We start from the raw sequence: 20,346 nt of genomic DNA, 5'->3' as shown, positions 1-20,346 counted from the left end.
GGTAAGGACTTCCTTGCCCAAGCTTGCTTACAAGGAAATGCCCAGCGGCGACAGCAGTTCCGAGAGTTTCGATCGCAGGGATTGTTGTTCGAGCCACACCGAAACCGAGCCACCGTTGCAGCGAAACTCACCCCAGCCGTGCTCGTTGGTTTGAATCGGTTCTTTGACGCTTTCGGTAATGTCATAGAAAGTGGCGTTGGGTTTGCCGACTTCCATCCACTTGCTGCCGCCGGGCCCATCGCTCATAATCACAGCCATGGCTCTGGGATGGTGCTCATTGCCGAGGCGCGTCCAGCCAATAATATCCGGGTGATCAAAATAATCATATTGTGGCCCATAGGCAAAGTGCTTGCGGGCAAACAATAGGCGATCGATGATCCATTTGTGGGATTCCAGCCAAATTTCGTACTCGTTGCCGTCACGCCCTTTATCTCGATAGTGAGCCCCGTAATAATCAGGATAGAAAATACAGGGATAGCCCTCGCCCCGCAGCAAAATTATGGCGTAGGCTAACGGCTTAAACCAGGATTCTACGGGGGATTCCAGGGCTTGCAGCGGTTGCGTGTCGTGATTTTCTACCAGCGTGACGGCAAACAGAGGCAGATTTTTCATCAGCGAATTATCCAGAATCGATCGCATGTCGTAATAGCCCCCGGCTTTACTAGCCCGGTGGAAGTTGTAGTGCAATGGTGCATCAAACAAACTCAGTCGCCCTCCCGCATTACCGATGTACCAACTTAAGGTGGCGAAATCCTCTGTCCAGTATTCGCCCACACAGAACAAACTGCGCTTGGCGTAGTGTTCTAGATGCTCCAACCAATCTACGAAGAAATCTCCATTGATGTGCTTGATGGCATCGAGGCGAAACCCATCTATCCCCACTGTATCTAGCAACCATTCGCCCCAATACTTCAATTCGCCCCGCACTTCGGGATGATTCACATCTAGATCACAACCCATGAGGTAATCATAGTTGCCGCCTTGCAGGTCTACTTTGTCTTCAAAGTTTTTATCTTTCATGCGATAAACAGCGCGATAGCCAGGGTCATAGCCGTTGTAGTCTACCGAGTCAAAGTGCCACCAGTGCCACTTCATGCTAGAGTACTTATCACCTCGACCTGGGAAGTCAAATCGTGTCCAGGATTTGATGGTTCGCGCATCGCCTAACGGTCGGTTGCGATCGTTGAAATCGAAGGGAATCGCTTCAAATTCTTCTTCGGCATCTCCTCCCATTTTGTGGTTAAAAACCACATCGGCATAAACCTGTAATCCGGCTTGATGAGCAGCCTGCACTGCTGCTAGGTATTCATCCTTGGTGCCGTACTTGGTGCGCACAGTGCCCTTTTGATCGAATTCACCCAAATCAAACAAGTCATAAATGCCATAGCCGACATCATACCCACCCCCGTTGGCTTTCGAGGCAGGTGGTAGCCATAGGGCAGAAATCCCTGCTTTGGCTAAATCTGGGGCGCTTTGTTTCAACTGATTCCAGTGCGTGCCATCGGGGGGAATGTACCAATGGAACCACTGCATCATTGTGCCGTTATAGTCTCCTGTGGCTTGGCGCTGGGCCACTTGTGGATAGTTTTGCTCTAGCCATTCTTTTAAGGTGCGAACTGATTGATCTAAGACTTCTGGAGTTAAGTTTTTACCGATCGCTTGAAACCGCTTCTGGAGGGTTTGAAATGTGTTAGCCATTTTTATAAGACGGTTAATAAGTTCAAGCTGACTGTATCCCAGAGCCGCGATCGATTGGAGTAAGCAACATTACGTTTAGAAATTTGAGAAAGTTGCTCCTTGCCAAGTGTTAAATTCCGTGGCTTTTACCAATCACCCAGTGGCGACGAAAGAAGCGAGATAGACTGGTTTCTGCTAGGGGTAAATAGATAGGGCGACCATGCGGACAGGTGCGCGGGTGGCGGGTTTGCTGCCAGCGATCGAGCAGGTCTTGCATGTCGGAGAGCGAGAGGGGCGTCCCATTGCGAATAGCGGTGCGGCAGGCGGTCGCTACAAGGGCAGCATCTAAATTGCCTCCCAAGCTGAGTTCCAGTAGGGCATCGGCACAGTCCGATCGAGGGGCCAACGGTTCTGGAGCCGATCGCACCGCCCAAAGCTGCTCGCCAAATGGTTCAACCGATATTCCAAGGCGCTGAAGTTGCTCAAGCTGGGCAGCGGAAAGTTGATGCAAAATCAGGGGCGGATCGAGAGCCACCAGTTCCCAGCGCTGGCAGAGTTGCTCATACAAAACCCGCTCGTGGGCGATGTGCTGCTCTACAAGCCAAACTCCCGCCGGATGCTCGGCCAGGATGTACATGTTGTGGACTTGAGCCACGGCTTTCAGAGAAGCGGGAGGAAGGGAGGAAGCCAGGGAATCAGAAAGTGCGTCGGTGTCTGGTTTTGGTGGTTTAGAGGAACTGGCGCGATATTGCCCTGCGCCTTCGGTCACTTTCCGATCGGCGGTTTCAATTAGGTGGCCGACACGGGTAGCATAGGCAGAGTCTGGTAATGTTACTGAACCCAACCGCAGCGCTTGATCAATTGCCTCAACGATGGCTTGCTGCCAGTCGCTCATCGATCGCAAGTAAATTTCGGCCTTGGCGGGATGGCGATTCCAATCGATCTCGCTGGGCGGAACTTGCAAATGTACAAAGCAAAGGGGATAGCGATCGCGGGGAAGGGTGTGACGAAAGGCACTCACAATGCACTGCTCTAGTTCTGGGCATTTGACCATGCGCCCATTGATCGCCACTTTGACCCAATCCAGGCGATGACGATGACAGCGATCGGGCAATCCCATCAATAAATCAAGCGCCCTAGCTGCATTGGAATTACTCGATTGCATTAGCGGCACTTGCACCCGTTGCAGATCGCTGGGCTGCACATCTCGCAAAATCTGCGGCAAGATTTGCTGAGCCGTGGTCCCAGACCCAATGGAAAACCAGTTGCGATCGCCCTGCTGCACCTGCCAAGTCACTTGCGGATGGCAAAGGGCTAAATGATGAATTGTTGATTGAATCAACCGCAATTGTTGGGTAGGCGGCGGTGTCTGGCGGCGGGCTGTCCAGTGACCAAACAAATCCGAGACCGTGACAACCGTTCCAGGGGCAATGGCCACCGTTTCGATCGCCTCAACTTCACCCTCAGCACTATACTTGACGTGCCAACCGTCTGCATCAATACAACGGCTGCAAATCTCCAAATCCGCCAATTGCGCTAGGCTGTGTAGCGCTTCGCCCCGGAACCCCAAACTGTGAACGTGCCACAGATCTTGGCTCGATCGAATTTTGCTGGTGCTGTGAGAAACAGCCGCTTGGTGCAAATCGTCTAGGGGAATACCTACGCCGTTATCTACCACTCGCACGCGCCATTGGTCTAACCAAACCGAAACGACAATTCGTGTCGCCTTGGCGTCTAAGGCATTTTCGGCTAATTCGCGCACCACCGCTGCCAAAGAGTCAATCACTTCTCCAGCCGCCATCAAGTGAATGACTTCAGTCGGCAGCGTTTGAATGGCTGTTGTATGACTCGGTTGCTGGTCAGATTGACGGTTAGAAGCCATGCCCTCTTTTAAAGCCAATGCCCCCCGATCGATCGCGAATTTGTCCTACTGGTTTTACTGATCCTAACGAATTCTCGTTCGGGTGAGTGGTCTTGCTCCACAGCAGGAGGATGATTCATCCCACTGGGTACAACAACTGTCGGAAGCTGGCACAGGGACGGTTTTTCTATGCTGGAAAATATCTAATTGGTCAAAGATGATACGATGAACAGGTTTTTGAGCAGACTTCTAGAGCGTGCAGATGTTGATTTTCTCGGCGGCGTTCTACTGGATGATCAACCACTGCCGCCATCGCCTAGTGCCAATGAGTGCAAAGGGAGGGTGGAAAAAGCCTGCCAACGTCGTTGTTTGAAGCAATGCTGGCTCCAGGATAGGGAACGGCAAGAAGGCAAGCGTTGTCTAGTGGCTTGCTGGCAACCGGATCAACAACAACTCATCCCGCAAGCGTTGTTTTGGTCACTGTGAGGGGAAGGCTATAGCTTCAGAAAAACAATACTGTGGAGCGCATCGCGACTGCCGCCATAACCACTGATTGTTACAGATTGCACTGGTTCTAAGAAGGGGCGCAGTGGTTTAAGAATCGATCGCAGATTGGTAGAGCGCTCTAGGTGTTTTACTACGGTTTTATCTAGGTATAGGTAACCGCTGTTCGGCGTTGGTAGTGGTGCAATGGCCTGTTGAAAGGCGCCCGCTGAAAGCATCGTGGGTTGCGATGGATCGATCGCTTGGGTCATAGCATCGAGTGAGGTGGCGATGACTTCATAATTGCCCACCGTGGTGTGAACGCCCTCGACTTCGGCTTCCAGCTTCACCGAGGAGCGCGACGATCGCCCAGAATTGACTGAAATGGTGGAAAGTTTTGTCCAAGCCGTCACAGGTTGGTCAGCAATGGTAAACGTGCTGACGCTGTCGCCTCGATTTTGCGCCAGATCATCTAGGTGGGCCAGGCTAGCAATCGTTGCGTCCGATCGTTCGGTGACAATCACCCAATCTAAAGATTCAGCGTCCTGGTTAAGCCAACTGAGAGCATATTCGCCGGGAACCAGCGCAAAAATCTCTTCCGGTTGCACTTGCCAGCGCTGTGCCAAAGTTTGTAGAGGTTTACGAAACTGGGTTTGCAGAGAGCCTGCTAGACCTGTGTCCAATTGCTGCCAAAGTTGTGCCAAGTTTTTGCCTGCTACCACTAGCGGACTTGTGGCTGGAATATATTGCAAGGCTGGTACCGGTTCAGACAACTGAGGTCGGCTGACTTCGATCGTTTGTCCAGGTGCGGTCAATAGCAGCGCATCTGCCAACAGTCCCTGGGAGGTAAGCTGCACGTCCATCACCAAACTGTCAAACGTAGGAGAAAGGTTGGCGATTGTTGGGTCAGAAATAGTGGTGTCTTCTAACCAGCTTGCAAGTTGAGGAAAATGAACATACACCATACCAATGCGTGGATTGGTTAAGCGGTCGATTGCCTGTTGATAGGATTCGCTGTTGCCTAAGCTCAGTTCTGGCACTTGCAGATTATTGATGGCATCCCGCAGCACTTTGGGAGAATTAGCAAACAGGACGAACTGATCGCCAATCATGGCAGTTGTCAAGCTTTGTTCAGAATCGGGAGTTGTCGTCGTGCCGTCATTGGCATGAATCAGGGTGACGCCCGCATAGGGTTCAAACACCAAATCTGCGCCTGTGGTGGCTTGTCGCTGCCAGAAGGCTTGGATCGATCGTTCAGCTTGCTCCGGACGGTGAATCGCTGCGGCAATTAAATATCCAGTTTGCCGACCATTGCTGAGATCCCGATCGAAATCGGTAGTTGTGACAGCAAAGGTGAGTTCATTCCCCAACCAGGGCTGGATATCACGGCGGTAGTTTAATCCGGTTTGCTCTAACAACGTTTGCCGAAACTGTCGCCACTGTCCCAACCATTGCTGTCGTTGCCCCGGTGGGGTTTTCGCTAAACCGGATGCTGCTAACCGATCGGGATTTACCAGCAGCGATACCACCAGTGGAGATTGCCGTGACACAAACTGCGTGGCGTGACTGGTCCGTTCCGCTTGCAGCGCTCGATTGGGATGATTAGCCGCTAACCAATAGGCTCCAACACCACCAATCAGCAGGAGCACGAGGAAGATAGCAACGAGAATAGAGACAAACGATCGAGTCTTCATGCACACAATTAAGGTAGGCAGCAGGGTAAGAAGCAGCACTTGATGCAGAGCAGCACTCCCGTACCAACCCTTAGTGTAGTATTGCCAGTGGTTAAAAACACATCAATAACAATACAAACAATACACCGTTGTGGTTTATGGCAGATGCTGTACCGTTCCCCACCGCTTGGCAAGGTTGGGCAAGGTTACTGAACTTTGACCCGTAGATTTTTGCTGATGTTGTCGTAGCCCGACACAAACCCGTTTTTCAGTTCAACCGTGCTTCCGCCATAGCGCAATGTTTCGCGGCATAACGAATGTTCAAGTGACACTTGGGATGGGGTGCCTTGTACTCGGAACACTTCATTGCGATCGGAGCCGATCGTCCAGAAGCTGCTGAAATTGGTGTTCGGTAATAGTACGGGTGTCATCGCTACTTTGAGGGTTCCGTCTAGGTTGTTATAACCCGTAACATGATCATCCGTTAGCTCAATTGTGTTGTAGTTGTAATAAAGCGTTTCTTTGCGCAAAGAGTCATAGCGCACAACACGGCTAGGAGTTCCCTGAATTTTGAAAACTTCATCTTTGGAAGAACCCAGCGTCCAAACGAAGGGAGCCTTAGGCGCTGACACTATCGCATTGTTTGAAGCAACTCTTAGGTTTTTGTCTTGGTCTTCATAGCGCACTACAATTCCATTACTCAATTCAACAACACTGCCCCCGTAGTACATCACTTCTTGACAGAGTGCATCATAGCGAGACTGATGGGTTGGCTCTCCTTGAATGCTTAAAACATCGATGCGTCTAGACCCAATCGACCACAAATGGGTCGCTGTCACCCCATTGCGGTTGTTGTTGTCTACGCGAGTTTGAGCATAGGTCAGGTTTTGCTGATATTCTTCTACTTTTTGTTGTGCTAGTTGATACTTGGGATGCGATTTGGGCACGGCTCCCATCAACTCGATCGCCTCTTTCCACCAGGTACTGACGATCGACCACTCATCCCGAGAATTGGCAGTTTGGGTGAGTTCAGCCGCACTCATGGCCCGGTTAACCGCCCACCGAAAAGCCTCGGTTTTAAGCGTCTCCACCGCTGGACCATGTTGCTTGGTGTCTCGAACAGTAAAGGCAACGGCTAGTACGATCGAAGTGCAAAAAATAGCGATGGGAAGAATGGGCACTATCCACCGCAATGATCGCTTCGGAGGTGCAGGAGCGGTAGGGTTAATGTCGAACTCTTCTTTAAAGTAAAAATGTGAAATCCTCCCGGATGGAATTCGTCTATTCGCCCCAGCATCACGTCGCTTGCTCATATCCGTCCACGATGAAGACGTCACATTGCAAAATATTCTTGACCATATTAAGTGAAATTTCCACCACTAGGCATATTTTGGGTGGCTGAAGTGACAAACTTTGTCGTGGCTTTAAATTTCTCCGTATTTTTTCAGCAGTTTCCTGAGGACTTCGGCCATGGTCGATCGCTCGTAGGTTGAAGGAGTGGTACGTGTCCAGGTAAGCGGCTGGGGGCTGGGGATAGCCGGATCGGAGTTCTGAATGAGCCATCCTTGGGTGGTTTTTGGCGATCGCCATAGCTCTAGGTGGGCCACGGCTGGATCTGCGTAAAAGGCGAGGGATTGTCCACCTAAACACGCTGAACTCCAAGCGGTAAAAGCATCGTGACTGAAGCGGTACAGCGGCACGGTTCCCAGTTGTGGAACTCCCCACCCATCTAGCGCCATCACCGCTTTCACGCTCCCATGTAACTGCCAAACCGTCGCTGCACCCACGGCAGCTACTGCCCCAGCACTGAATCCAATCAACAGCAAAGCCTGCTTGGGTTGCTTTGGAACCGTCTCTTGCAGAAATTGCACCAGATGATAGACCGAATAGGCCGGATAGCGATTGGTCGGAAACACGAGCAGGTCATGAGGCGAAATGTCAAGCCCTTTGATGAAAGATTCGGTAAAAGCGGGAGGATGGATACCTGGGCAAAGAACGATCGTCATAAATTGCGTAAACTAGAAACAACTAGACACCCCACCTATCCCTATCTATTAAGACTACTAAGACTACTAAGACTGAATTCCAGCGGGGGGAGATCGCGACTACTGTGGTTCGGTTCTAAGGTTGTTTCCAATCGGCTCCTCCCAGTATTGTCGTAGTAGGAGCTACTTAGGAGACATCCCTCCGAAGTATTTTGCTAGACGTTGCTAATGGTCGATCGGGTGGTTTCTGTGTACAAGTGGTATTTGCCAACCTTAAGTGAAATCATGACTTTGGCGGAGCCAGATCAAGAACCGGGGTTTGGCTTTCCCGCTCAACAACAGGTGACGGCGGAAGGGCAATGGTCTGGTGCGGTTGCAGCCTTGAATCAATTATTGCAGCGGACAATTGCAGCAGAGCGCCTAGCGTCAGATATCTCTGCCAATTCGTCTGCCCATCTATCTGCGCAGGGAGTGACTCGTACTAGCCGAAATGGCGCACGCGCCGACTCCACTTCTACCGGACAAGCCGTTGCTGGAACCACTAAAATCAAGCCCCTAGACGGTGTATTACTATCGGGACCGTTCCCCGTTCTGAATCCATCTGAATTAACCGATCGCTTAGCTGCTTGGATGTTTACGGTCGCTGCACCCGGTGATATTGTGCAACTGCTGCCTGCTGCTGATCCTGATTTGTCATCCCGTTATGCCAAGGTACTGACGTTGCCGCTGTTGCCACGAGATCCAGTCGCTGCTGAACAGTTTTGCTTGGTCTTGACGCACGATTTTAGCTTAGCTATGGTGCTAGGAGAACAGGACGCCGGCAAACCTGCATTTCAGTTTTCCTTTGATCCGGAAGTGGTGTGGCAAGTTTGGCGATCGTTGGAAGCCAGGATTAAGTTAGCGGCTCCTCACATGCTGCCAATGTTGTCGCGGGTAGTGCAGCAATTTCCGCCCGTTACGCCCGACTATCGCCTGGTTACGCAATTTAGTCGCTTACTGTTAGCCAATTTGCCGCAGGTGTCGGAATTAGAAACAGAGGCACTTGCTCATAATAGCCGTCTTGGCCAAGAGCTAGTGGGTCAAGAGTTGGGGGCACAAGTTGGTAAGGCATTTATCCCCACGACTGAATCGGAAGTGACGGTCTCTAAACCTCCCCATCGGACAAAAACGTCTGGAGCAAAAAGTAAAAGCCATCGCGCTAAACGAACGGTTGCAGAATCGACTCGCGCTCCGGATGAGAAAGCACCCGCTCCACAACCAAGCTCCGATGCAGAATTGCTGAAGGCGATCGCCCACGAAGTACGCACCCCCTTAACGACGATTCGGACGCTGACGCGGTTGCTGTTGCGGCGCAAGGACTTGAACCCGGATGTAATCAAGCGCTTGGAAGTGATTGATCGCGAGTGTACTGAGCAAATCGATCGCTTCAGTTTATTCTTCCGGGCTGTGGAGTTGGAAACGACGAATACGCAAACCTTAATCAATTCGTTGGCTCCCATTTCCCTCGATCAGGTTTTGCAGCAGAATATTCCTCGCTGGCAGCAGCAGGCCAGTCAGCATAACCATACGCTGGACATCGTCTTACCACAGAAAATGCCGTTGGTGGTGACAGACCCCACCATGCTCGATCAAGCCTTGACGGGTCTGATCGATCGCATTACTCACAGTCTGCCACCCGGTAGCCATATTCAAGTTCAGGTATCCTTGGCGGGTCATCAACTCAAGTTGCAGTTAGAATCTCATCCTGAGTCAAATTCGGCGCTCGGGGATGGCTCTGGCAAAGGCAGCGGTTCAAAGTTTGGCTTCACCCCTACCTTGAAATCATTGGGGCAACTGCTGATGTTCCAACCAGAAACAGGAAGCATTAGCCTAAATTTGACGGCGACCAAGAATCTGTTTCAGGCGTTGGGCGGTAAGTTGATTGTGCGCCAGCGACCCGAGCAGGGCGAAGTAATGACGATCTTTCTGCCCTTAGACAGCCGCAGAGATTAGAGCCTCTGTGGGCAGCAACGGCAACGTTAGCACTAATAAGCACTAGCACTAATAAGTACTAATAGAGGTATTTAACTAGGGGGCAACGCTGATGCTTCAACGTTCATGTTGTTGCTTCGGGCAGAATCAACATGGCATCTCCAAACGAGTAGAAACGGTAGTGCTGATCGATCGCTTCTTGGTATAACGCTAACAAGCGCTGTCGTCCAATTAAGGCACTAACTAACATCATCAGGCTTGATTTAGGTAGGTGAAAGTTCGTGATCAGTCCATCCACCACACGCCACTGATAGCCAGGATAGATAAATAGTTCAGTTTTGCCGCAGTAGGGTTGAAGGGTTCCGGTTTGGGCCGCAGCCTCCAGCGATCGAACAGCGGTTGTCCCAACTGCAATCACCCGTCCCCCGTTGGCTTTGGTTTGCTGGATTGCTTCTACCACAGATGGCGAGACTTCTAGCCACTCACCATGCATTTTGTGCTGGGTGATGTCATCCGATTCGACTGGGCGAAACGTTCCCACCCCCACATGTAATGTTAAGGTTACGTGCGAAATGCCCTTGGCTTGTAGGCGATCGAATAGCTCCGGTGTGAAGTGTAATCCAGCCGTAGGAGCCGCCGCCGACCCTGGACGTTTAGCATACACCGTCTGATATTGCTCTGGGTCAGCTTCCGAGTTCGTGATATAGGGCGGCAGTGGCACAACTCCCCGTTGCGATAGCCAAGGCAACAACGATTGTTCAGTGGGCAAATTAAATTGCAGCAAACGTCCCCCGGTGTCTGTGTCAATTGCCACCACTTGTGCCGTGAGACGATCGGCAAACTCAATCTTTGCTCCGGGTTTCAAGCGTTTACCTGGTTTGACCAGGGCAAGCCAACAGTGAGGCTTCTGTTCTTCTAGTAGCAACACTTCTACCTTGGCTCCATCTGCAATTTTGGTACGATCCACCTTGTGGCCATACAACCGAGCCGGAATCACCTGCGTATCGTTGAGAACCAACAAATCGCCCGATCGCAGCAAAGTTGGCAAGTCACGAAACACACAGTGGCGAAATTGAGGTGGTGCATCCACTACCAGCAAGCGCGAACTATCTCTAGGTACGACCGGATTTTGGGCAATGCGATCGGCGGGCAGTTCATAGTCGTAGGCCGCCAACGAGCGATCGATATCCCGATCTGTTGCAAAATCAGCACTCATATTCTGTTGACTTAAATCGAAAGAAGAACCCATTGCCGTCGCGATCGGAAAATTAATTGACTTGAAAATTAACCTGAAATCGGATAGGCCATATGCCAGGCTTGACATTGACGGTTGATTAAGTCTTGGGAAAGATACAGTCAAGTGCAATCAGCGGCTAAATTGTAAACAAAACAAGCCCCGGCCCCGGCATTCGGCAGTTCTAGTTCATTATTACAGGTATTGTAACGGTGTGTTTGATCGACTTAGGCTATCACACGACACCTGCGATCGGGTCACAGCCATCTATTTTAACCTTGGTATGACTGTCAATAAGGATATATTCATGCGAATGACGATCGGTCATTGTATGCAGCCTATGCTGTCGCTATTGCGGTGAGCGGTTCAGAGCAACTATTTGAAAAGCTGAGGAAACACCATCATGGACGAGCAAGAAACAGAATCATCCCCAATTCTTCGCAAAGGAGACACCGGCGAGGCCGTTACTCAATTGCAGACATTGCTAAATGCCCAAGGATCGAGCCTAGCGGTGGATGGCATTTTTCAGGCAACAACATTGGCATCGGTGATTTCGTTTCAACAGCGGCATGGGTTGCCAGTGAATGGAATTGTGGGCCCAGAAACGTGGCAACTTTTGCAACACCCTAAGAATGTAGAGGCATAAAAAATCCCCCTAGCTCGGGACCAGGGGGAAACAAATCAGGGTGCATCTACCAATTCAGTTATTCGCACCCTTGCTGCGTGTTCCGGATAGTTTGATCAATTTAATTACTTGATTGCTTAATTATTTTCGAGGTTTTCTGTCGTAGCGCCTATTGACCTGTTCTGCTCATTCAAGCATTGGTCAACACTAGTGGACTTAAACATACACAAACCCGGTTGTAAGATTCGAGGGCGCTTCGCCGTGCACCAATCCAATCAATTCAGGGGTTAGTTGTCCGGCTGTATAGAAAATGGCGGTTGCTGTCGGATCGATCGTAGACACCCCTAAGCTGTAATCCCTAGCCGATCCTTTTAGTTGAATTCGATCGCCCGCTGTTAAATCGAAGTCTCTAATCACGGCATAATCGCCGTTGCCACGGGTATCCTTGCGGCCGTCGTTGTAAAAGACACTGGTGCGGTTGCCGAGAATGAAGCGATCGGGCGATTGCCATTCGTAGTCGGCTTCAGGAGCTAGTTCACCAAACAGCACATCTTGTTCGCCACGCCCCGGCGTCGCCGAGGTTGGGTCAACTCCAGTCAAGACATCGCTGTCATCATCGCCATAGAGGATATCGTTGCCGCGTCCGCCAATCAGCGTATCCCTGTCGACACCACCATTTAAGGTATCGTTGCCTGTGCCGCCATCTAAGCGATCGTTGCCACTCTCATCCATAAAACCGGGGGGAACCCTGATTTCTCGAGTTCCCAAGCGATCATTGCCCGCGCCACCGCTCATGGTGTCGTTGCCGGAACCCAGAATGATGTAGTCGTCTCCGCCATCGCCAAACCCCCGATCGTCCCCCGGAGAATCACCAATCAAATAGCGACCATCTACTCCAAAACCAATGTAATCGTTCCCGGCTCCACCCCGCATCAAATCATTTCCGTCGTCACTAAACAAGCCATCGTTACCCGCACCACCCAAGAGGGTGTCGTCTCCGGCATCTTGACCAAAGCGATCGTCATAATAATAGTAATTGCCAATGTTATCGTTTCCATTGCCGCCTACTTGCAGATCGTTTCCATCCCCGCCGCTGATGTAATCGTTTCCATCCCCGCCGAGAAGCGTATCGTTGCCCGCATCAGAGCCATAATAGTATTGGCTGTCGTTGCCTGGACCTCGACTGCTGAACGCACCCAACAAGTCGTCACCTGTTCCCCCCAACAGCCAATCGTCTCCATCTCCGCCGCTCATCACATCGTTGCCTGCGCCCCCTTGCAAACTATCATTGCCAGCTTCCCCCGCAGAATCATCTTCGATGCCAGGGAAAGCTGTGCCCATGACATCATTGCCAGCTTCCCCCAACAATTGATCGTCTCCGGCTCCACCCCGCAGCGTATCGTTACCATCCCCGCCGCGCAAGGTATCGTGGCTGACAATTAGATCGCCACCTGTGCGATCGGCAAATCCATATAAGCGATCGTTTCCGGCCAATCCCAAGATAATGTCATTCAGATCGAGGGGGTTGGTATCTCCAAACAACACGTCATCATGAAGCGTGCCGATAATTCTATTGGCCATAAATCCTCCTGAAAAATACACCAACGCAGTTCCACGCTGGCTGTTTTAATTGGTTTACTTAGGAATTAAGTTTCTAGGTATTTCTAGAGTGCATAGTGCAGCGCTGCCGTTTCTAGAATGTGTTCTAGAGAACCCCGAATCTGTACGAGATAATGTACTTAATTGGTTCTATATTCAATTCACTTCCATATCCATCATAGAGAGGATTGGAACACAAGCGTAGCTACGAATGATAAACGTTTGACAAACTTTACAGCCGCAAACTCAATGGCTCTAGGCTTCAGTTAAAGTTAAGCGAGGAAATTGCTAATCAGGTTACTCACCCAAGTTTTGCCGGTCAATTTTTGCAAAGTAGTCGATCGCGTCCGAAATGGGGGACGATGCGGCTGAGGTATACCGTAACACCCTAGGGTAGGACAGACAGATTGTAAGCCCCCTTCTCTGTCTGTCCTTTCTTCCTAAGGTAGGGTTGGTAAACTAGCCCTGCTTTTTAAGCTAAGGCCGATCGTTTGAAAATAGTCCAATTCCAGATGAAGAAATTGCAAGGAATTGCGGACTGGCAACGTGGGGACATGCGTTCAACGCTTAACCTTCAATGCCTAACCCTTAACTCCCAATTTCTCCCGTAACTCGTCGCGAATTCGGTTCATGATCGAGGTTTCGTCTAGGGTCGAGAGAATGCGATCGATCACGGCTTTAGGGCCATCGGGACCCCAAGAGGCTCCGTTAGCCAGATAAACCTTGATCACCTGCCCAATTCCGTAAGTTGAGACGCCCGCAATTCCCGCTTGCGTGACCGCAACAGAGAGATAGGGAGCCAAGGAAACCCCGCCTGTGGCCGGAGCCGAGAGACCTAATACACTTTTGAGGGAGCCTAGCCCCGCCGTAATCAACAGTTCGCTAGCGGTAATTCCCCCCAAGCTAATTGCAATTTTTTGCAGCAACGCCACTGCTCCAGCTTGAGTCATGGCAATGCCATACAGCCGAGACAGTGCCACAATCATCGCTACGTCAATTGCCGCTCCGCTGAGCAAATCCACTACGGTAATTGGATTGAGGGCGGTGGTGATGGCTTTGGTCATCGTGCCATTCCAAATGATTTGATTGGCGCTGCGATCGCGAATTTCCAGCTTCCGTTGTAGCACCTGTTCATTCACCGAATCGGCAAACAGCATCGTGTTAAGTGCTACCAGTGATTTTCCTTCGCGGTGCAACACCTCCAGAATTTTCAGCTTTACATCTTCAACTTGGGGTACCCCTCGGTTCAACTGCGGAACGAGTTTGCCATCCGATCGCCGTACTGCTTTAGCAACCAAAGGAGAAGCCGCTGCCATGACAATTTCATTGGGTGAAAGTAACGTCCGCACGCGATCGTCGCGAATTTTTTCATAAATTGCTAAGCGATCGGCGCTGGGATACTGATCCATCTTATTCAGCACCAGCAGAATCGGCTTATTGGCTTGACGCAGTTCCGACAGCGCTACGAATTCTACCTGAGTCATATCGCCAGCGATGACAAATAAGATCAGGTCGGCTTGTTTGGCCACCTGCCGAGCCAGGGCTTCTCGCGCTTCACCATCTACTTCATCAATGCCAGGGGTATCGATGAGTTGAATGCAGGAATTGCCAACACCGGGCAGCGACACCTTCCACAGCTTCTGGTGACTACCATCGATCGCCTCTTCACTGGTTGTCCACTCAGCGCTCTGAATTGTTTGTGTCACGCCATGCGTTGGGCCGGTAGTGAACACCTCCTGACCCAGCAGCGCATTCAACAGCGATGACTTTCCCCGCCCCACCATGCCAAATACCGCAATGTGCACCACTTGGCGATCGAGCTTGTCCAGCATAGTTTCCAGACTTTCTACCTCCGCTTCTAGCCCTTGCCGTTCAGCAGGAGTGAGGTCGAGCTTTTGTACCAAATCGCGCAGTACCGTTTGTGCTTGCCGATAGTTCAGTTCTGCCTGAATGTCGCTGAAACTGAGGATTGTTTCTTCCAGTTCCGCATTCACGTTTGTAGATCCTGTAGATCCGTTATTGAGAGATCCATAGTTGGGAACATTTCGTTGAGTCATAAGCCTTTCGACGCTCGTAACTGACCACAAGCTGCATCGGCCTCCAGCCCTCTGGAATAGCGCACGCTCACAGCAATTCGATGTTGCTTTAAGATATTGACAAACGCTTGAATTCGATCGCGATCGGGGCGCTGGTAGGCCACTTCGGAAATAGGGTTGTAGGGAATCAAATTGACATGGCTTTGAAAGCCACGCAAGTGTTGAGCTAGCTCGATCGCGTGTTGTGGTTCATCATTTAAACCGGCTAGCAAAATGTATTCAAACGTGACTCGTCTACCTGTGATTTGCACATACTCGCGGCATTCGTTCAGCAACGCTTCCAGCGGATATTGCCGTGCGCTGGGAATTAACTGTTCGCGAATCGTTTGATTGGAAGCGTGCAAACTCACCGCTAGTGTTACCTGTAGCTGATGTTCGGCAAAGCGACGAATTCGCCCCGGAATGCCCACAGTCGATATCGTGATCGATCGCTGCCCAATGCCTACATCGCGATTCAGCGATCGTACCGCCGCCAACACATTCTCGCTGTTCAGCAACGGTTCCCCCATGCCCATAAATACAAGATGGCTGACCCGCTGTCCAAAGTCTTCCTGTACTGTTAGCACTTGATCTACAATTTCGTGCGTTGCCAAATTCCGGACATAGCCGCCCTTACCTGTGGCGCAAAAATCGCACGCCATTGGACACCCCACCTGAGACGACACACATACCGTCAGGCGATCGAGCGGTGCAGAGGAATGCAACGATTGAGAAGAATGCTTCGTCCGAGTCGTCTGGGCTTCCCTGCCCAACCCCCAATCCCCAATCCCTGATTCCTGCTTATATGTAGGAATTCCTACCGCTTCAATGATTTGCCCGTCCGTCAGCCGCAGCAAATACTTCACTGTGCCATCTGGTGCTTCTGCCCGATAGTGCAGCGTCGATCGCCCTACTACCACGTCTGTAACCGATGCCCGCCACTGTTTGGAAAACACCGTAATCTCGGACAGCGATCGAGCGCCCTGCTGATAAATCCACTGGTGCAACTGCTTTCCACGATAAGCAGGCTGTCCCTGTTGCTGCACCCATGCCGTTAACTGTGCCAGCGATTGACCCAACAAAGGTGTTGATGGGTCGGGAAGGGTCGCCAACTCAGCAGCAATCGGCGCGGAAGCAATAAAATTGGCAGAACCAGAAGACATAGGCAAAAGGCATTAAATGACGAAAATAGAGATAGCATCGATCTCCATCTTAGACTAGCCCTTTCGTCTCTGTATGTATGTATGCCCTGTATGCTTCAACAGTCCGCAATCACCCAGTTGCAATGATCCATTCTCTACTACGGCATCTCGCACAGCATCCAGTATTTGTTGAGCGTGATCATCGCCTCAGCGAAGTTAGAGAAAGTAACGGGTTTCAGAATATAACCTGCTACGTTTAGCTGGTAAGCTTCCACCCGATCGCGGTCTTGATTTGAGGTCGTCAACACAATGACAGGAGTCATGCGTAGATTGGGATCGGCCCGCAACTCATGCAAAAACTCGATGCCGCCCATTTTGGGCATGTTAAGGTCAAGCAGAATTAAACGCCGACTTGCGGGAATTTGAGGCGATTCGCCTTCACCCCGCAGCATCGCCAACGCTTCTAGTCCATTTGACGCAACAAAGAGGGGATTTGAGATGTTGCTTTTTTTGAACGCTCGCTTGACGTTCATGACATCAACTTCGTCATCTTCAACTAGCAAGATGTTAATCATCTTTTCAACCGCTTCTATCATGGACAGCTACATAGACGTTTAACTAGAAACTTAAAGACGTTAACAGCTTAAACTTATGTATTTGTAACATTAGCTTCAATTTTAGAAATAAGTAATCTTCTGCACCTCAGCCGCCGGTATGAAATTGTACCTACGCAAATAAACAGGTATTTTTTATGACTTGATATGCGATCGAATCATTGTTTTGGCCAGGTAAAAGAAAACGTTGATCCATTCCCTTCTTGGGACTCTAGCCGCACCGTACCACCTTCTGCTTCCACAATTTTTTTGACAATCGATAAACCGATGCCTGTACTTTCCTTGGTGTCTCGCGCTTGCAAGGTTTGAAAAATTACAAACACCTTGTCATGATATTCGGCGGCAATGCCTGGTCCGTCATCGCTCACGGCAAATTTATAAGAGTCTTCCTGCTCTTGTGCCGAGATTTGAATGTGTCCATTCGATCGATTGTGATGTTTAATCGCATTGCCAATTAAGTTAGCAAACACCTGACGCAGCAGTACAGCTTTGGTTTCCAAAGTGGGCAAATTGGGAGCCACGTCGATCGTGAAAGAATTCGGCGGATCGAGCGAATCAATGACATCGGCAATGATATCTGCCACTGCTACTTTATCTACGGATGATTGGGTCCGCCCAATGCGTGAATATTCCAACAGTCCATTAATCAAGGCTTCCATCCGCAGCACGCGCCCCCGCAGCAAGCGCATTTGATGCTGATTTTCGTCGGGCAACTGTCCGCCTAGATCTTCCTCAATCCACTCGGATAAATTGGCGATCGCCCGTAGGGGGGCCTTGAGGTCATGAGAGGCCACATAGGCAAATTGTTCAAGCTCACGATTTCGGTGTTCTAGGGCTGTGTTAGTTTGGGCCAACATCGTGGTGAGGCGAGCCAGTTCATCAGCCCGTGCCTGTAATTTGGCTTCAATTTGCTCAAACTCACTGATGTCCCGAATGATGACAATGCGGCGATCGTCAAGTTGCACATCACTGATTGATACCTCAACAGGAAACACCGTACCCGCTTTGCTACGTCCTTTCGTTTGCCATTTCGATCGATGCCAAGGAGCCACCACTTCCTGTCCTCCATTGGTTTCCATCGCATCCGGTAGGGGTTGGTCTAACAACAAACCGAGGTCTTGCCCTACAACATCCTCGACTCCATAGCCAAACATAGTGGCAGCCGAGGGATTAAACAGTTCAATTTTGCCTTGAGCGTCTAATGTCACCATGCCGTCTACGACATGGGAGAGGATAGCTTGCAGCAACTCTTTATTTTCCTGCAACAACACATCACGGTTTCGCAACGTTCGATCAAGATAAGTGAACAAAAAAACGGTTGCTAAAAAGCTGACGAGACTGACCAAAATTGTCAACCACAACACCAGCGTCGTTAGGTCTGTTACCTGTTGGCGTTGTTGCTCATAGTTGTCTAGCACTTGCTGTTCGTTTTGCTGAAAGCCTGCTACCAAACGCCGTACCGTGTCCATTGCTTCCTTTTCTTGATAGAACAACGGCACAGAGACAGTTGGGGTTGGAGATTGTAGTGATGCTTCAATGTCAGATAAGGTGGTCTCTAAACGCTCCATTTTGCGTGCAACCGCCGCTGTCATGTCTTGAAACAGGGCTAATCGATCGGGATCGTCGGCTCGAAGGGTCTGTTCAAACTGGATTAGCTCTTGTTCTAATGCGCCCTGTGCCTGATTGTATGGCTCCAAAAACGTCGGATCAGAGGTCAGAGCATAGCCCCGCACGCCTGTTTCGGCGTCTAGAAGGGTGATTAACAGTCGATCGCTGCGTTGAATGAGGGATTCCGAATAGTCGATCGCGACGCGAATTTCTTGCAAGGCATGGCGCGACCAAATCCAAGCTCCCACTGTAATCAAAAGACAGGCCGAAGGAATTGCAACCACAACGGTTCCCTTGCGACGCACTGACAGATCAGTCCATAGATTGCCCAACCGCCTAAAGGGGGCTGCAAGAACTGCAAAACGCATGATTAATCTGCAATCACCCTATTCTTTACCCCATTATGCCCTTGTTCTTGAATCATCTCTGTTCCACTCCTTGTCCCTCATAACGCTAATACCGCTCCAGCAAAAGGCGCACCTCTTCTTCCAGGGTAAAATCTTTGAGATACTCCCACTCGGCTTGACGCACTGCTAAAAACGCTTGCGTCAGGTCAGATCCTAGTGCATGTATCAACGTTTGGTTTTGTCTGAACTGCTCGATCGCCACTGCTAACGTTTCCGGTAGCCGATCGATTGAGCGAGATTGGCGTTCGGCTTCGGGAAGATGTCCTGGATCAAGGGGCACTGGCTCACCTGGATCAAGACCTTGCTGAATGCCATCTAAACCTGCTGCAATCACCGCTCCTAGGGCTAGATAGGGATTGGACGTCGCATCGACGGTTTTCAGTTCGATATGGGTAGGGCTAGGAAGACTTGGATTGCTGGGAATACGGACAGCGGCCTCTCGATTGTCATATCCCCAACTGCGAAAGGCCCCGCTCCAACAATGGGGTTGTAAGCGACGATAGGAATTGACGCTGGGGGTCGTAATTGCCATCAATGCAGGAAGATGGTGCAAAATACCTGCCACAAACGATCGGCCGATCGTTGAGAGTTGTCCTGGATGCTCGCGATCGGGCAAGAGGTTCTCTCCGTTTTGCCACAAGCTGAGATGCAAATGGCAGCCACTTCCAGCCTGATCAGCGAAGAGTTTGGGCAAAAAGGACGATCGTAAGTTGTGCTGCAATGCTACGCCTCGCACCGTTTCCCGAAAGGCAATTTGCCAGTCTGCACACTGAAGAGCGTGCGTGTAGCGAATCGAGAGTTCGTGCTGTCCCCCACCTGACTCGGGATAGTAGCGCTCGATCGGCAGGCCTTGGGTAATCAATGCCTCAGAGATGGCATCAATCACAGACTGATTCAGATCCATGCTCAACGTTGACGCAAACACCGTATTGTCTGTGGGCCGAATTTCCCCCTCGCTGTTGATCTTCAGCAAATAAAATTCATTCTCGAAGGCGGCCATAATGTCTAACCCATGCTCCAGTGCTTGAGCGATTGTTCGTTTCAGAAACCCGCGAGGACACAGCGACCACGGCTGACTATCCTTGACCAAATTGCCTATCACCCGTGCATGACCAGGTGCATAGGGAAGTGCCCTGAGGGTTGACCAGTCCGGCACCAGCCAGGCTTCACCCACTGGACCCAAACCACTGCCGGACGCTACGGCATCGTACATTACTGGAATCGCCTGTTGAGCAATCGAAATACTGACCCCGTGAGATTGGTGTTCGCTTAGGAAGCGGGTGTGAAACGCCTTGGCGCGGATCACATTAGCATTGTCGCACCACAGCACTCGGACAAACTCAATCTGCTGTGCTGCTAACAACGTGTGAAGGTGGCTCTCCATCAACCCTG

Annotated in this window: 15 protein-coding genes; 3 read left to right on the top strand and 12 right to left on the bottom strand. The window is 50.7% G+C overall.

Annotated elements, in window-relative coordinates; translation table 11 throughout:
- Positions 1-27: 27 nt before the first annotated feature.
- Positions 28-1,698, bottom strand: a complete 1,671-nt coding sequence (locus OXH18_RS05485) for an alpha-amylase (RefSeq protein WP_268611401.1) — start codon at positions 1,696-1,698, stop codon at positions 28-30.
- A gap of 109 nt (positions 1,699-1,807) precedes the next feature.
- The gene (gene mutL, locus OXH18_RS05480) at positions 1,808-3,559 is read right to left on the bottom strand and encodes a DNA mismatch repair endonuclease MutL (protein WP_268611400.1); all 1,752 of its coding nucleotides are present in this window, start codon (positions 3,557-3,559) and stop codon (positions 1,808-1,810) included.
- Between the two features lie 216 nt (positions 3,560-3,775).
- Between mutL and OXH18_RS05475 the strand changes: the two genes are divergently transcribed.
- The gene (locus OXH18_RS05475) at positions 3,776-4,024 is read left to right on the top strand and encodes a hypothetical protein (RefSeq protein ID WP_268611399.1); all 249 of its coding nucleotides are present in this window, start codon (positions 3,776-3,778) and stop codon (positions 4,022-4,024) included.
- An 8-nt stretch (positions 4,025-4,032) separates the two neighbouring features.
- Here OXH18_RS05475 and OXH18_RS05470 read toward each other — a convergent pair whose 3' ends face one another.
- From OXH18_RS05470 to OXH18_RS05460, 3 genes are all read right to left on the bottom strand, one after another.
- Positions 4,033-5,715, bottom strand: coding sequence for a DUF3352 domain-containing protein (locus OXH18_RS05470; protein WP_268611398.1), 1,683 nt, complete (start codon positions 5,713-5,715; stop codon positions 4,033-4,035).
- A gap of 185 nt (positions 5,716-5,900) precedes the next feature.
- Complete coding sequence (locus OXH18_RS05465; protein WP_268611397.1) at positions 5,901-7,007, bottom strand: hypothetical protein; 1,107 nt, start codon at positions 7,005-7,007, stop codon at positions 5,901-5,903.
- A 111-nt stretch (positions 7,008-7,118) separates the two neighbouring features.
- Positions 7,119-7,700, bottom strand: coding sequence for a hypothetical protein (locus OXH18_RS05460; protein WP_268611395.1), 582 nt, complete (start codon positions 7,698-7,700; stop codon positions 7,119-7,121).
- A gap of 207 nt (positions 7,701-7,907) precedes the next feature.
- On the opposite strand from OXH18_RS05460, the gene OXH18_RS05455 reads away from it, so the two are divergent.
- Entirely contained in the window at positions 7,908-9,671 is a 1,764-nt protein-coding gene (locus OXH18_RS05455) for a sensor histidine kinase (protein ID WP_268611394.1), read from the top strand.
- 103 nt (positions 9,672-9,774) lie between these two features.
- Here the strand turns inward: OXH18_RS05455 and queA are convergent, their stop codons facing one another.
- Entirely contained in the window at positions 9,775-10,866 is a 1,092-nt protein-coding gene (queA, locus tag OXH18_RS05450) for a tRNA preQ1(34) S-adenosylmethionine ribosyltransferase-isomerase QueA (protein ID WP_268611392.1), read from the bottom strand.
- A 421-nt stretch (positions 10,867-11,287) separates the two neighbouring features.
- Between queA and OXH18_RS05445 the strand changes: the two genes are divergently transcribed.
- Positions 11,288-11,530, top strand: coding sequence for a peptidoglycan-binding domain-containing protein (locus OXH18_RS05445; RefSeq protein WP_268611391.1), 243 nt, complete (start codon positions 11,288-11,290; stop codon positions 11,528-11,530).
- A 195-nt stretch (positions 11,531-11,725) separates the two neighbouring features.
- Here OXH18_RS05445 and OXH18_RS05440 read toward each other — a convergent pair whose 3' ends face one another.
- From OXH18_RS05440 to OXH18_RS05415, 6 genes are all read right to left on the bottom strand, one after another.
- Complete coding sequence (locus tag OXH18_RS05440) at positions 11,726-13,090, bottom strand: calcium-binding protein (protein ID WP_268611390.1); 1,365 nt, start codon at positions 13,088-13,090, stop codon at positions 11,726-11,728.
- Positions 13,091-13,689: 599 nt separating this feature from the next.
- Positions 13,690-15,165, bottom strand: a complete 1,476-nt coding sequence (locus OXH18_RS05435; protein ID WP_268611389.1) for a GTP-binding protein — start codon at positions 15,163-15,165, stop codon at positions 13,690-13,692.
- Positions 15,162-16,346 carry a 23S rRNA (adenine(2503)-C(2))-methyltransferase RlmN gene (gene rlmN / locus OXH18_RS05430; protein ID WP_268611388.1) on the bottom strand — a complete coding sequence of 395 codons (1,185 nt, stop codon included), beginning with the start codon at positions 16,344-16,346 and terminating at the stop codon, positions 15,162-15,164. Before rlmN ends, OXH18_RS05435 begins: the two co-directional genes overlap by 4 nt.
- A gap of 137 nt (positions 16,347-16,483) precedes the next feature.
- Positions 16,484-16,921 carry a response regulator gene (locus tag OXH18_RS05425; protein WP_268611387.1) on the bottom strand — a complete coding sequence of 146 codons (438 nt, stop codon included), beginning with the start codon at positions 16,919-16,921 and terminating at the stop codon, positions 16,484-16,486.
- A 176-nt stretch (positions 16,922-17,097) separates the two neighbouring features.
- Positions 17,098-18,915 carry a sensor histidine kinase gene (locus OXH18_RS05420; RefSeq protein WP_268611385.1) on the bottom strand — a complete coding sequence of 606 codons (1,818 nt, stop codon included), beginning with the start codon at positions 18,913-18,915 and terminating at the stop codon, positions 17,098-17,100.
- A gap of 85 nt (positions 18,916-19,000) precedes the next feature.
- Complete coding sequence (locus tag OXH18_RS05415) at positions 19,001-20,338, bottom strand: glutamine synthetase family protein (protein ID WP_268611384.1); 1,338 nt, start codon at positions 20,336-20,338, stop codon at positions 19,001-19,003.
- Between the last annotated feature and the right edge of the window lie 8 nt (positions 20,339-20,346).

It is taken from the genome of Thermocoleostomius sinensis A174, assembly GCF_026802175.1.
GTDB classification, from domain to species: Bacteria; Cyanobacteriota; Cyanobacteriia; order Elainellales; family Elainellaceae; genus Thermocoleostomius; species Thermocoleostomius sinensis.
The sequence above is the reverse complement of the archived record's forward strand: the minus strand, read 5'-3'. Positions and strand labels throughout refer to the sequence as shown.